Source organism: Uniformispora flossi (genome assembly GCF_049534875.1).
Lineage (GTDB): Bacteria > Actinomycetota > Actinomycetes > Streptomycetales > Streptomycetaceae > Yinghuangia > Yinghuangia aomiensis.
In genome coordinates this window covers 84,020-96,905 of record NZ_JBMULZ010000026.1, presented here as the reverse complement: position 1 = coordinate 96,905, position 12,886 = coordinate 84,020, and the positions used below count along the sequence as shown (strand labels likewise).

Annotated in this window: 12 protein-coding genes; 2 read left to right on the top strand and 10 right to left on the bottom strand. The window is 73.0% G+C overall.

Annotation, left to right across the window (positions count from 1 at the left end; genetic code table 11):
• Positions 1-80: 80 nt before the first annotated feature.
• From ACPA54_RS35695 to ACPA54_RS35660, 8 genes are read right to left on the bottom strand one after another with little or no spacing between them, the layout of a single operon-like run.
• Positions 81-1,070, bottom strand: coding sequence for an aromatase/cyclase (locus ACPA54_RS35695; protein ID WP_423536217.1), 990 nt, complete (start codon positions 1,068-1,070; stop codon positions 81-83).
• Between the two features lie 46 nt (positions 1,071-1,116).
• Positions 1,117-1,959 (bottom strand): SDR family NAD(P)-dependent oxidoreductase, encoded by an 843-nt coding sequence (locus ACPA54_RS35690; RefSeq protein ID WP_423536215.1) that lies wholly within the window; start codon positions 1,957-1,959, stop codon positions 1,117-1,119.
• Entirely contained in the window at positions 1,956-3,350 is a 1,395-nt protein-coding gene (locus ACPA54_RS35685; RefSeq protein WP_423536213.1) for an acetyl-CoA carboxylase biotin carboxylase subunit, read from the bottom strand. The genes ACPA54_RS35690 and ACPA54_RS35685 overlap by 4 nt, the downstream gene beginning before the upstream one ends.
• A 7-nt stretch (positions 3,351-3,357) precedes the next feature.
• Entirely contained in the window at positions 3,358-4,026 is a 669-nt protein-coding gene (locus ACPA54_RS35680; RefSeq protein ID WP_423536211.1) for an acetyl-CoA carboxylase biotin carboxyl carrier protein, read from the bottom strand.
• Complete coding sequence (gene accA / locus ACPA54_RS35675) at positions 4,023-5,837, bottom strand: acetyl-CoA carboxylase carboxyl transferase subunit alpha (protein WP_423536209.1); 1,815 nt, start codon at positions 5,835-5,837, stop codon at positions 4,023-4,025. Before accA ends, ACPA54_RS35680 begins: the two co-directional genes overlap by 4 nt.
• Before the next feature lie 9 nt (positions 5,838-5,846).
• Entirely contained in the window at positions 5,847-6,110 is a 264-nt protein-coding gene (locus ACPA54_RS35670; RefSeq protein ID WP_423536207.1) for an acyl carrier protein, read from the bottom strand.
• Between the two features lie 50 nt (positions 6,111-6,160).
• Positions 6,161-7,489, bottom strand: a complete 1,329-nt coding sequence (locus tag ACPA54_RS35665; RefSeq protein ID WP_423536206.1) for a ketosynthase chain-length factor — start codon at positions 7,487-7,489, stop codon at positions 6,161-6,163.
• On the bottom strand, positions 7,486-8,796 hold the full coding sequence (locus ACPA54_RS35660) for a beta-ketoacyl-[acyl-carrier-protein] synthase family protein (RefSeq protein WP_423536204.1): 1,311 nt from the start codon (positions 8,794-8,796) through the stop codon (positions 7,486-7,488). The genes ACPA54_RS35665 and ACPA54_RS35660 overlap by 4 nt, the downstream gene beginning before the upstream one ends.
• 685 nt (positions 8,797-9,481) lie before the next feature.
• Here ACPA54_RS35660 and ACPA54_RS35655 point away from each other — a divergent pair.
• On the top strand, positions 9,482-10,309 hold the full coding sequence (locus ACPA54_RS35655; protein ID WP_423536202.1) for an AfsR/SARP family transcriptional regulator: 828 nt from the start codon (positions 9,482-9,484) through the stop codon (positions 10,307-10,309).
• Between the two features lie 127 nt (positions 10,310-10,436).
• Here ACPA54_RS35655 and ACPA54_RS35650 read toward each other — a convergent pair whose 3' ends face one another.
• Positions 10,437-11,495, bottom strand: coding sequence for an LLM class flavin-dependent oxidoreductase (locus tag ACPA54_RS35650; protein WP_423536200.1), 1,059 nt, complete (start codon positions 11,493-11,495; stop codon positions 10,437-10,439).
• Positions 11,492-11,827, bottom strand: coding sequence for an antibiotic biosynthesis monooxygenase family protein (locus ACPA54_RS35645; protein WP_423536198.1), 336 nt, complete (start codon positions 11,825-11,827; stop codon positions 11,492-11,494). The genes ACPA54_RS35650 and ACPA54_RS35645 overlap by 4 nt, the downstream gene beginning before the upstream one ends.
• Positions 11,828-12,146: 319 nt before the next feature.
• On the opposite strand from ACPA54_RS35645, the gene ACPA54_RS35640 reads away from it, so the two are divergent.
• Entirely contained in the window at positions 12,147-12,791 is a 645-nt protein-coding gene (locus ACPA54_RS35640; RefSeq protein ID WP_423536196.1) for a hemerythrin domain-containing protein, read from the top strand.
• Positions 12,792-12,886 lie beyond the last annotated feature (95 nt).

The following is a 12,886-nucleotide window of genomic DNA, read 5'->3' as shown; positions in this document are numbered from 1 at the left end:
GCCGACGGCCGCGCGGCGCAGCGGGGAGAACAGGAGGAGCACGGTATGCGGGGAGAGCAGCGGCCCGCGGGAACCGCCCGTCAGCCCGTGGCCGACGGGCGGTGGTGTTCCGCGTACTCCTTCGCGTGGCGCAGGGTGATCAGGCTGTTGGTGCCGAGCGCCGCACGCGCGTACGCGAGCGCGTCGTCGACCGTCGCGTCGGGGCCGAGCACGTCCGCAATCGCGTCGCGCCGCACCACGATCGTGTGCCGCGAGACCGCACGGACCCCATCGCCGGCTTCCGTGAGCACCCACTCCCCCGTGTGCGCCGTGAGCATCGCGGGCACCCGGAGCTGCTTGTAGACGATGCGCCCCGGTGCGAACCCCACCCGGATGGACTTCGTCGTGTGCCGCGAGCCGTCCTTGGCCTTGGTGTCCATCTCCAGCACCTGGAGGTCGGGTCCGGGCGTGCCCAGGTCCACGCGCGACACGTGCGGCAGCCGCTGCGGCCACGCGTGCGCCTGCCACACGAAGTCGTAGACGTCCGCGAGCGGCCCGTCGACGGACACCGCGTCCTCGAACGTCAGCAGCAGTTCGTCCAACGCGCCGGGGGCCTCCGCGGTCGACCGGAGCGCCTCCAGCTCGGCGGTGCTGTTGCGGTCCACCGCCTGCTCGATCCACGCCAGCGCTTCGGGCGCATCGCTGTCCGCGGTGAACTCGTGGTCCAAGACCACCTCGCAGCTGGTGTCGCCGGTCGGGGTGACCGTCCAGGTGCCGCTCATCGCGGCCACCGGCGACTGCGGGATTTCCTGGCGGAACGCCGCGGTCATCGCCTCGTCGTCGAGTTCGCGCCGGGACGTCCACGTCTTGACGGTGTCACCGGCGGTGGCCCACAGCCGTATCCGTTCCGTGCGGCCGTCGCCTTCCACCCGTTCGGCGTGCACGGTCGGCGGAAAGATCCGCGGCCACGTCGCGACGTCGGCGACGATGCCGTACACGGTGCGGGCGGGCGCGGCGACGGCGATGCGGTGCCGCGCGGCGCCGGAACGGGTTCCGCGGTCGGCCGCGGGCTGGGGAATGGTCCGGGTCATGGCATCGGTGCCTTCCTTGAGTCGGCGGACATCGGGTGGGACGGACTCAGTAGTTGCCGAGGCCGCCGCAGACGTTGAGGGCCTGCGCGGTGATCGAGGCCGCGATCGGACCGGCCAGGTAGCCGACGAGTGCCGCGACTTCCTCCGGGTCCGTGTACCGGCCGAGCGGGATCTTGGCGTTGAAGCGCTCCAGGACGTCCTCGGGCGTCGTGTTCCAGATGGCGGCGTAGTTGTCGCGGACGTGGGCGGCCATCGGCGTCTCGACGTAGCCGGGGCAGACCGCGTTCACGGTGATCCCGGACTTCGCCAGCTCCAGGCCGAGCGCCTTGGTGAACCCGACGACGCCGTGCTTCGACGCGGAGTACGGCGCACCCAGCACGACGCCCTGCTTGCCGCCCGTCGACGCGATGTTGACGATCCGGCCGGAGGGCAGGTCCCGCATCCCGCCCCGCGCCAGCACCTCGCGGGTCAGCAGGAAGACGCTGTTGAGGTTGGTGTCGATGACGTCGTACCAGACCTCATCGGGGATCTCGTGGGTCGGACCGCCGCCGCTGCGGCCGGCGTTGTTCACCAGCACGCCGATCGGGCCGAAGCGCTCCACGGCGGCCGCGACCAGCCGTGCGACGTCCTCGCGCGAGCGCACGTCCGCGGCGATGCCGTCGGCGTCGATGCCCGCGTCGGCCAACTCCTTGACGGTTTCGGCGACGTGGTCGGCGGTGCGCGCGGTGATGAAGACCCGCATGCCCAGGGCCCCCAGCGTGCGGGCGACGGCGAGGCCGATGCCGCTGGTGGCGCCGGTGACCAGGGCGCACCGACCGGACGGGCCAGGCTGGTCGGACGGGCCGGTCTGGCCGGACTGGCCGGACTGCGGGGAAACGGGTGCGGTCATGAGGCGTCTCCGTTTGCGGAAGGGGTCGGCGAGGGGGCTGCGGGCTCCGGCAGGACGTGGGACACCAGCGAGGTGTCGTGCTTGGCGCGCAGGAACAGCGGATGCTCGATCACGGTGCGCAGAAAGCCGCTCGTCGTACGCACCCCCGGCCCGGCGATACGGAACTCGTCGAGGGCGCGCCGCATGCGGGCCACCGCCTGACCGCGGTCGGGGGCCCACACGACGAGCTTGGCGAGCAGCGAGTCGTAGGAGGCGGGGATGCGGTAGCCGGTGTATCCGTGCGTGTCGACCCGGACGAACGGACCGCCGGGGGGCACGAATTCGTCGAGCACGCCGGGCGCCGGCGCGAAGCCGCGGGCGGCGTCCTCCGCGTTGATCCGGCACTCGATCGCGGCGCCCGAGCAGACCACGTCCTCCTGGCGGAGCGTCAGCGGGCGCCCCGCCGCCACCAGGAACTGCTCGCGGACCAGGTCGACCCCGGTCACCATCTCGGTCACCGGATGCTCCACCTGGATACGGCAGTTCACCTCCATGAACACGAACGTGCCGTCGGGCGCGACCAGGAACTCGAACGTGCCCGCGCCCACGTATCCGGCCGCGCGGGCGCCACGCACCGCGGCCTCGCCCATGCGGGCGGCGAGGCCGTCGGGCAGCCCGGGGGCGGGGGACTCCTCGATGAGCTTCTGGTGCCGCCGCTGCACCGAGCAGTCCCGCTCCCCCAGGTGGATCGCGTTGCCGTGGGTGTCGCAGAGGACCTGCACCTCCACGTGCCGCGCCGACTCCAGATAGCGCTCGACGTACACGCGGCCGTCGCCGAACAGCGTCTGCGCACGGGCCCGCGTCTCGTGGTAGGCGCGCACGAAGTCCTCGGGGCGCGTCACCACCGTCATGCCGCGGCCGCCGCCGCCGGCCGCGGCCTTGACGATGACCGGGCAGCCGATGGCGTCCACCACGGCCTGGGCTTCCTCGGCCGTGTCGAGCGCGTGCAGGCTGCCTGGGAGGAGCGGCAGGCCGGCCTCGGCCATCAGCGCGCGGGCGGCGGTCTTGTCGCCCAGGCGGGCGATGACCTCGGGCGGCGGGCCGACGAACGTGATGCCGTGCGCCGCGCACGCCTCGGCGAGGTCCGGGTTCTCGGACAGGAAGCCGTACCCGGGGTGCACGGCGTCGGCACCGGTCCGCAGCGCCGCCTCGACGACGGCGGGGATGTTGAGGTAGCTGCGGCGGGCGGCGGCGGGGCCGATCTGCACGACCTCGTCGGCGAGGCGCAGGACCGCCGAGTCGCGGTCGTCGGTCGAGTGCACCGCGACCACCCGCATGTCCATTTCCTTGCAGGCGCGGGCGACCCGTACGGCGATCTCGCCCCGGTTGGCGATCAGGACGGTCGTGAACACGGCGCCGTCACCGCCCGTCCGAGGCGACCGGTTCGAGGGAGAACAGCGGGTCCCCGTACTCGACCTGGTCGCCGTTGCCGACCAGCACGCCGGTGATCCGCCCGGCCCGGTCCGCTTCCACCGGGATCATCAGCTTCATCACCTCGACGATGCCGACCTGGCGGCCCGGCGCGACCACGTCGCCCACCCGCACGAACGGCGCCGCACCGGGCTCCGGGGCGTGGTAGAAGACGCCGACGGTCGGCGCGTCGATCCGGGCGGACGGGGTGAGCGGCACGGCCGCCCCCGCCGACCCGGAGGGCGCACCGACCGCGGCGGCGGGCGTGGCACCGGCGAGGACGCCTGCCGCGGCGGTGTCGACCGCGGCGACGGAGGCGGGCGCGGCCACCGGGCTCCCGGGCTGCCATTCCAGCGCCATTTCGACGGCGCCGACGCGGAGCCGCAGCGCGGTCGGCGGATGGGCCAACCCGGACAGCAGCCGCGCCGCGCTGTCCCGCACCGCCTCCATGAGGACGGTCAGCTCCCCCGCGGGGACGTGGGGGCCGGTCCCGGCCGACGGGCCGGCGAGCGGCTCGCCCAGGGGCTCGGCAAGGGGATCGGCCACGGGATCGGCAAGGGGCTCGCCGAGAGGGCCGTCCGGCGGGGCTTCCCCGCCGATGGCGGCGGCAACGGTCACGACACACCTCCGAGGACGGTCGCGCGCACCGGCACGGCGCGGGCGTTCGCGTCGCATCCGGCGTCCGGGCGCCCGAAGCGGCGGAACCGCTCGCGGCGCGATTCCGGCAGCCCGGCCGGGTCCGCGGCGGCCAGTTCGCGGAGCGCCGCCGCGAGGGCGCCCCGCAGGTTCCGGGCCACCTCGGCGTGGTCGGCTTGCGCGCCGCCCGGCGGGACCGGCACCACCGCGTCGACGATGCCGTGGCGCAGCAGGTTCGCGGCGTCCAGGCGCAGGGCCTCGGCGGCGGTCCGGGCGGCCGCCGGGTCCTGCCACAGGATCGCGGCGCAGCCCTCGGGGCTGATGACGGAGTACACCGCGTCCTCGAGGATCATCACCCGGTCGGCGACGGCCAGCGCGAGTGCGCCGCCGCTGCCGCCCTCGCCGGTGACGACGGTGATCACGGGCACCGGAAGCCCGGCCATCAGGCGCAGGTTCTCGGCGATCGCGACGGACTGCCCCCGTTCCTCCGCCGCCACGCCCGGGTAGGCACCCGGAGTGTCGACGAACGTGAGCACCGGCATCCGCAGTTTGGCGGCAAGGCGCATGAGTCTTGCGGCCTTGCGGTATCCGGCGGGATTCGCCATCCCGTAGTTGCGGTCGGCGAGTTCGGCCAGAGTGTGGCCTTTCTGGTGGCCGACGACCATGACCGGCCGTCCCTCGAACAGCGCCGGTCCGCCCACGATGGCGGGGCAGTCCCCGGTCAGGCGGTCGCCGCGCAGCTCCTCGAAGTCCTCGACGAGGCGGCCGAGATGGTCGAGTGTCGTGGGGCGTCCGAGGTCGCGGGCGGCGCGGACGGTGTGCCACGGGTCGCGCGGGGTCAGGCGTTCCGGCTCGCGGATGCGCGGGTCGGTCGCGTCCGCGGCGGACGGCTCTCCCGGGCGGTGGGCGGCGGCCCTCGGCGGGGAGCCCGCCGCCAGCAGCCGGGCGAGGACGGTGCGCAGTTCCCCGCGTCGGCGCACGAGGTCGACCATGCCGTTCGCCAGCAGGAACTCGGCGGTCTGGAAGCCCTCCGGGAGGGTCTGGCGGATCGTCTGCGCGATGACGCGGGGGCCGGCGAAGCCCAGCCGTGCCCCGGACTCGACGACGATGACGTCGGCCAGGGTGGCGAAGGATGCCGCGACTCCGCCGAAGGTCGGGTCGGTCACCAGCGAGAGGGTCAGGATGCCGGCCTCGTCGAGCCGCCCGAGCACCTCGGCGGTCTTGGCCATCTGCATCAGCGCGATCGCGCCTTCCTGCATGCGCGCGCCGCCGGAGGCGGTCACGATCAGCAGCGGAGTGCGGTCGCGCAGCGCGCGTTCGGCGGCCAGGGTGATCAGTTCGCCGACGGCGCCGCCGAGGCTGCCGCCCATGAAGCGGAAGTCCATCGCGGCGACGACGACCGGGTGGCCGCCGATGGTGCCCTGCGCGCAGAGGACGGCTTCGTCGAGGCCGGTTTCACGGCGGGCCCGGCGCAGCCGCTCGGGGTAGGGCAGCGAGTCGGTGAACCCGAGCGGGTCGGCGTGCCGCACCGGGAAGTCGAGCAGGGTGTAGTCGGGGTCCATGAGCTGGCGGATCCGCTCGGGTGCGCCGAGCCGCGCGTGGTCCCCGCATTCGGGGCACACGTCGAGGTTGGCGGCCCGGCGTCCGCGGTGCACCGGGAACCGGCACGCGGGGCAGACGGCCCACAGCTCCGCGCCCGAGGCGGCGGGCCCGGGCTCGTCGAGGGCCGCGGAGGCCGCGGGGGCCGAGCGGGCGTCGAGGGTCCTCGTGTCCGGCGGGATTACGGACGTCATCGCGATCTCCTAGGCGGCCGCGGTCGTCGCGGAGTTGACCAGGTCCATGAACATGCGCGGGGTCTCGGCGTCCTGGATCGTGTCGTCGGACAGCGCGATCGAGAACTCGCGCTCGACCATGCCCAGGAGTTCGAGGAGCGCGAGCGAGTCGTAGCCCAGGTCGACGAACGTCACGTCGATGATGTCGCCGCTCAGGTCGGGCGCGTCGCCCTCGGCTTCGCCGGCGGCTTTGCGCAGCATCTCGGTGAGGACGGGAAGGGTGAGCTGAGCCATGGGGGGTTCTCCTTCGTGCGTGCGTGCGTTCGTGGTTCGGGAATCCGGGGTCAGGCGGCGTCGCGCGGTGCGGACACGGCCATCGCCGAGGTAAATCCGCCGTATCCGCGCGCGATCACCAGCGCGGTGCGCGGCGTGCCCGGCCGGGGTTCGCCGAGCACCAGGTCGAGGTCTTCGCAGCCGGGTGCGGGTGTCGCGACGTGCACGGTCGGCGGGATGACGCCGTGCCGCAGGGTGAGCAGGGCGGTGGCGAGGTCGAGTGCCGACCCGCCCGCGGCCAGGCGGCCGGTCATGGTCTTGGGCACCGTGACGGGGACACCGCGGACCCCGAAGACGGCGGTGATCGCCGCGGCTTCGATCCGGTCCAGCTCGGGGACGGCCGCCGCGTCCGCGAACACCACGTCGATGTCGGCGGGGGCGAGCCCCGCGTCGGCGAGCGCCTGTTCGATCACACGCCGCAGCACGGGCGGCCGTCCGCTGTCCGGCGCCGGGTCGAAGCCCGCGGCGTACCCGCGGATTTCGCCGTACGGGCGGGCGGCGCCGCGGGCACGGGCGCCGGCCTCGTCCTCGACGACGAGCAGCGCGCCGCCTTCGCCGGGGATCCAGCCGGAGGCGGCCGCGTCGAACGGCAGATAGGCCCGCTCCGGGTCGGTGGCGGTGCTCAGTTGGGAGTTGGTCAGGTACGCGGCCCAGCCGAACGGGCACAGGGCGCCGTCGATGCCGCCGCTGAGCAGGAGCGGCATGCCCTTGCGGACCTGGCGGCGCGACTGGGCCACCGCGTCCAGGCCGCCGGACTGCTCGCTCACGATCACGCCGCCGGGGCCGCGCATCCCGTGCCGGATCGAGACCTGGCCGGAGTTGACCGCGTAGAACCACGCGAACGACTGGTAGGCGCTGACGTGGTTGCCGCCGCGGCTCCACAGTTTCTCCAGCTCGCGCTGGCTGAACTCGAAGCCGCCGTAGGCGTTGGCCGTGACGACGCCCATGTCGAACGTGGGCAGCGATCCGGGCGTGACGCCGGCGTCCTCGAGCGCCCACTCCGCGGCGGTGAGCGCGAGCTGCGTCATGTGGTCGGTCTGCGGGAGGAGGCGGCTGGGCAGGTGGTCCTTCGCGGTGAAGTCCGGCACCTCGCCGAACAGCGTGACCGGGTACTGCGCGGGGTCGAAGCGGCGGATGCGGTCGATGCCGTTCCGTCCGCGGAGCAGGGCGTGCCAGTACGCCTCGGTGCCGAGGCCGTTCGGCGCGGCGATGCCGATACCGGTGACGACGGTCCGGCCGCTGTGCGGCCGGCCCGACGGGGCGGCGGTGACCGCCGCCGAGTCGTGGCCGGTGCCGGGCGCGGCAGGCGCGGTGCGGGTGGCGGGTCCGGCGGCGGTCATGCGGCGGCCTCCGCGCCGGCCCGGTCCGGACGGGCCAGGACCATGGCGCTCTGGAAGCCGCCGAAGCCGCTGCCGACGGTGAGCACGGTGTCGGTGCGCTGCTCGCGGGCGACCAGCGGCACGTAGTCCAGGTCGCACTCGGGGTCGGGCTCGTGCAGGTTCGCCGTCGGCGGGACCAGGCCGTGTTCCATCGCGAGGACGGAGGCGGCGATCTCGATCGAGCCGATGGCGCCGAGCGAGTGGCCGATCATGGATTTGATGGAACTGACGGGCGTCGCGTAGGCGTGGGCGCCGAGGGCGTGCTTGAAGGCGGCGGTCTCGTGCCGGTCGTTCTGCTTGGTGCTGGATCCGTGGGCGTTGATGTAGTCGACCGCGGTGCCGGCCAGCCGGGCCTCGTCGAGGGCGACGCGGATGGCCTCGGCCATCTCGCGTCCGTCCGGCCGCAGGCCCGTCATGTGGAAGGCGTTGCAGCGGGTGGCGAAGCCGGCGATCTCGGCGTAGATGTGCGCGCCGCGGGCGCGGGCCCTGCCGAGTTCCTCCAGCACGAACACCGCGCTGCCTTCGCCGAGGACGAAGCCGTTGCGGGTGCGGTCGAACGGCCGCGACGCGTGCTCGGGGTCGTCGTTGCGGGGTGTGGTGGCCTTGATGGCGTCGAAACAGGCCACCGCGATCGGGGAGATCGGGGCGTCGGTGGCGCCCGCGACCATGACGTCGGCCGAGCCGTCGCGGATCAGCTCGGCGGCGTGCCCGACGGCGTCCAGCCCGGACGTGCAGCCCGAGGAGACGACGGCCGCGGGGCCTTCGGCGGCGGCGGTGTGGGCGACCTCGCGGGCGAGGGAGCCGGGGGTGAACCAGTCGTAGAAGTGCGGCATCCCGTAGACGTGGTCGACGTTCCACAGGCGCCCGGCGTCGCTGATGGCCGCGTACTCGCGTTCCAGGCTCATGGTGCTGCCGACCGCGGTTCCGATCGTCACGCCCGTGCGGGCGGGGTCGGCGTCGTGCGGGTCGACGCCGCTGTCGGCGAGGGCTTCGCGGGCGGCGACGATCGCGAACTGGCCGGCCCGGTCGGTGCGCCGGATCTGCTGCTGCGTCAGTCCTTCCGCGACCGGGTCGAAGTCGGCTTCGCCGGCGACCCGGGAGCGGTAGGAGGACGCGTCGAACAGGGAGATGCGGCGGGTGGCGGTGCGGCCGGAGGAGACGAGTTCCCAGAATGCCTTGGTGCCCAGGCCTCCGGGGGCGACCACTCCGATTCCGGTGATCACCACCCGGCGGGGCCGGCCGCCGTCGGCGGGTGAAGTCCGTGTCACAGCGCTGCCTTTCCGTGTCACCGCGAGGGCGGTGCGCTTGCTGCGGTCTTGCTGCGGTCTTGCTGCGGTGCTGCCGCAGGGCCTGACGGGTCGATGTGCGTTTCACGTTGGGCCCCCCGGCTGGAGCCGTGCTGGAGTGCGGACCGCAAGCCGCACGAGTGCCCGGCGGAGCGGTCCCGAACGACCTCCGAGGCCCCCAACTTAGGAACATCCAGTTCCGCAAGTTCAAGATTCGGGGCGTGATGTACCAGAGTTAACGGCGTTTCCAACCGGCCGGAAAACTCCTCGACCGCGCCGCTCCATAGCCTCTGACCTGCGACGGAAGGATCAGCGACGGGTATACGCCCACCACATGGGACGCCGTCCGCGATCTTGTCTCAAAGTGGAGCGACAGAAGGAGCCGCACCCGAAGGCAACACAGAATTTACCGTCGGCGCCTGGAACTCCACCCGTTGCTATGCCTAACTTCGTCCGTGTGGCGGGGCCCGCAGGCGACCCTTCGCGGCCTTCCCGCCACCGCCGGAACAGCCCGAGGCGTCTAGGCCATTCATCACATATTGGAGTTGGGCATGACGGGGGAACACCTGGGCCTGCCGTCCCCGTAGGCGCGGTCGGGATGGTTCACGGACGACCGACCGACACCCGCCGCGGAATCATCCCGGCGGTAGGGAGAGGCAATCCAGCCATGGAATTCGGAATTCTCGGCCCGCTGCGCATGACCGCGGCAGGCCGCTCGTACGTACCGAGCGCACCGAAGCAACGCCAGCTCCTGGCATTCCTGTTACTGAACGCCAACCATGTCACGTCCACCAAGTCCTGCATCGAGGAACTGTGGGACCTTCAGCCGCCCGACAGCGCGCTGTCGACCCTCCAGACCTACGTACTGCAGCTGCGCCGAGCCTTGGCGTTGTGCCCGGAGATCGGTTCGCTCCGGCACGCACGCACCATACTGCGAACCCATGACAATGGCTACCAACTGGTCGTCGGGTCGGGACAGTTGGACCGTCACGTCTACGAGGCCCTGGTCGCGGACGGGCGCGCGGCACTGGCGCGCGGCGACGACCTCACGGCCTCGGCCTGCTTCGGGGACGCCCTCGCCCTGTGGTGCGGGGAGGCCTTGGCCGACGTCAAAGCAGGCCCCCTGATGCGGGCCCACCTCATCGGACTGGCGGAGCGCCGAACCGCCGTCCTGGAGCAGCGCATCGAAGCCGACCTGCGCTTGGGGCGCCACCACCAGATCGTCGGCGAGCTGGCCGAACTGGCCGCCACGCACCTCACGAACGAGAACTACCACGCCCAACTGATGCTCGCCCTGTACCGGTCCGGCCGGCAGGCGCAGGCGCTGGAGTCGTTCCAGCGGCTGCGGACGACCCTCGACGTCGAGCTGGGCCTCACCCCGTCACCCCGGATGCGCCGTCTCCACCAGGCCGTCCTGTCCTGCGACCCGACGATCGACGCCCCGCCCGGGCACGACCCCGGTCTCACCCTGGACCTCGCGGTGCGCAGCGGCTGACATGCGCCGCCGCGGCAGGCCGCGCGCACCCGGGTGGTGCGGGAGAGGGACGCCTGCGGCCGACGTGAAATGACGGGGCCATGGGCCGCCACAGCGTGGTGGCGCCCATGGCCCTCGGTGCGTGCGGTCAGTCGGCGAAGTGCGGGGCGACCTGCTCGCCGAACAGGCGCACGGTGCGCACCGCGTCCTCGTAGGACGGGTTGCCGGTGATGATCTGGAGGCTGATCGTGACGTCGCCGAACCAGTCGCGGATGGCCCGCAGTTGGCCGGTGACCTGCTCCGGGGTGCCGACCAGCAGCCGGTTGTCGGCCAGGGCACCGGCGAAGTCGTGCTGGGCGATCTTCTTGACGATGTTCTCGTAGCCCACGTAGTTGTCGCTGCGGGTGCGCCCCCAGGCGGCGACCGCGTCGCGCATCGCGTGGTTCATCCGCAGCGAGCAGGCGTCGCCGCCGGCGAACGCCTCGTCGGCGTCTTCGGCCAGGTAGGCGTTGTACGACAGGTGCACGACGTCCGCGCCGGGCTCGTGCCCCGCGTCCGCCCAGGCCTTGCGGTACAGCCCGAGCATGTCCTGCACCTTCTCGCGCGGGTTGATGGCCGGGACGAGCATCAGCCCGTACCCGTTGCGCCCGGCGGACTCGCAGGAGGACGGCGTGAGCGCCGCCGCGACGAGGATCGGCGGATGCGGCTGCCGGAACGGCCGGGGCAGCAGCGTGACCGGGCCGAACCGGTGGTAGGTGCCCTGCCACTCGACGTCTTCCTCGGCCCACAGCCGCCGGCACGCCTCGACGCCCTCGTCGAACCGGGACCGGCTTTCGTCGATCGGGACCTCGAACCACGCGAACTCGTCGGGCAGGAAGGCACGTCCGAACCCGGCGTCGAGCCGGCCGCCGGAGATGTTGTCCAGCATCGCGAGCTTCGCGGCGAGCTTGATCGGGTGGGTGAAGGCAGGCAGGACCGCGCCGGTGACCAGCCGGATCCGGGACGTGCGTGCGGCCGCGGCGGCGAGGAACGTGACCGGGTCCGGGCTGTATCCGCCGTACTTGAAGAAGTAGTGCTCGACGGCCTTGACGTGGTCGTAGCCCAGTTCCTCGGCCAGCTCGACCAGCGCCAGGCACTCGGCGTAGTGCCGGTACGCGTCCTTGTCCGCCGGTCCGACCGTCGGGAAGAAGCTGATGCCGAACTTCACCGGGCACCCCCGGGGGCCGCCGGGGTGGTGCCCTCCGGCGCCGGGAACCCGCTGAACACCACGTCGTTCATGTGCGAGTGGTCCTGCGCGACCACGGCGAACAGCGGGCGCAGCCGGACCATGAACTCCGGCTGGGCGACGGCCGCGCGGAACGACTCCTCGGCGTCCCACTCGGCGATGTTGAAGAACACCCCCGGGTCCTTGGTGGAGCGCACGAGCAGCCAGCGGACGAAGCCCGGGCGGTCCGCCATGAACTCGGCGATCCGCTGGTGGATCCGCCGGAACTCGGGTTCCGTGCCGGTGAGGGAGAGTTGTTCGACGAAGACGACCACGGCGACTCCTTGAGTTCCGAAGACGGGCGGGGCCGGCCGGCGCGACCTGGCCGGCCCCGGCGCCCACCCTCGCGCCCCGTGCTCAACGCTCGGGCAAGCGCGGATGGAGAACCGGACGGCCGGCCGATGCCGCCCACAACCAAAACTCTGGAACATCTTGCACCGAAAGGCCGGGAGCGGCCATGCTGGGGATACTCAACTTTTGGAACAACATGTTCCATACATTGGGCGGCGGACCTCCGGCACCGGACGCACCTGGCGCACCGGGCGCACCGGGCGCACCGGGGGCAGCCGCACCGGGCCTGGACAGGACACCGACATGACGACCGGAACGACCGGCACCACAACCCCCGACCTCACCCTCATGCACGCCGCACACGAAGCCTTCCGGCGTGACGCCGAGCGCCTGCGCCGGGCCGCCGGAAGCGGACGCGGCACCATCTCCCTGGAAGGCTGGCAGGTCTTCCGGCGCTTCCTCGACATCCACCACCGCTTCGAGGACGAATACCTGTGGCCGCCGCTGCGCCCCCTCGTCCGGGACCTGCCCGGCGCCGCCCTCATGCTCGACGCCATGGAGGAGGAGCACCAGCGACTCAACCCGGTCCTGGACGCCATCGAGGCGCGCCTGTACGGCCACCTCGCGGACACCGGGGAACTCCCCGGTCTCTTCGACGAGTTGGCCACCGTACTCGGCGGCCACCTGGAGCACGAGGAACGCGAGGCGCTGCCCCTCGTCGAGCAGCGGCTGCCCCTGGCCGACTGGAAGGTCTTCAGCGACGCGCAGCGCAAGGCGATGGGCCTCTCCGGCGCCGCCGAGTTCTTCCCGTGGCTGGTCGACGCCCGCCCCCAGCCCGCGGCCCGCGCCATCCGCGGCATGCTGCCGCCGCCGGTGCGGGCGATCTGCCGGCTGGTCTGGGAGCCGCGCTACGCCCGCCGCACGACGCGCCGCCCGGTCGGCGCCTGACCGGGCACGCCGCGCCGCGCGGCCCGGGGGCCGGCCCGGGCCCCCCCCACCCGGAGCCCAGGGGGCAGCCCGGGGCGCTGCCCACCCGCGCGACG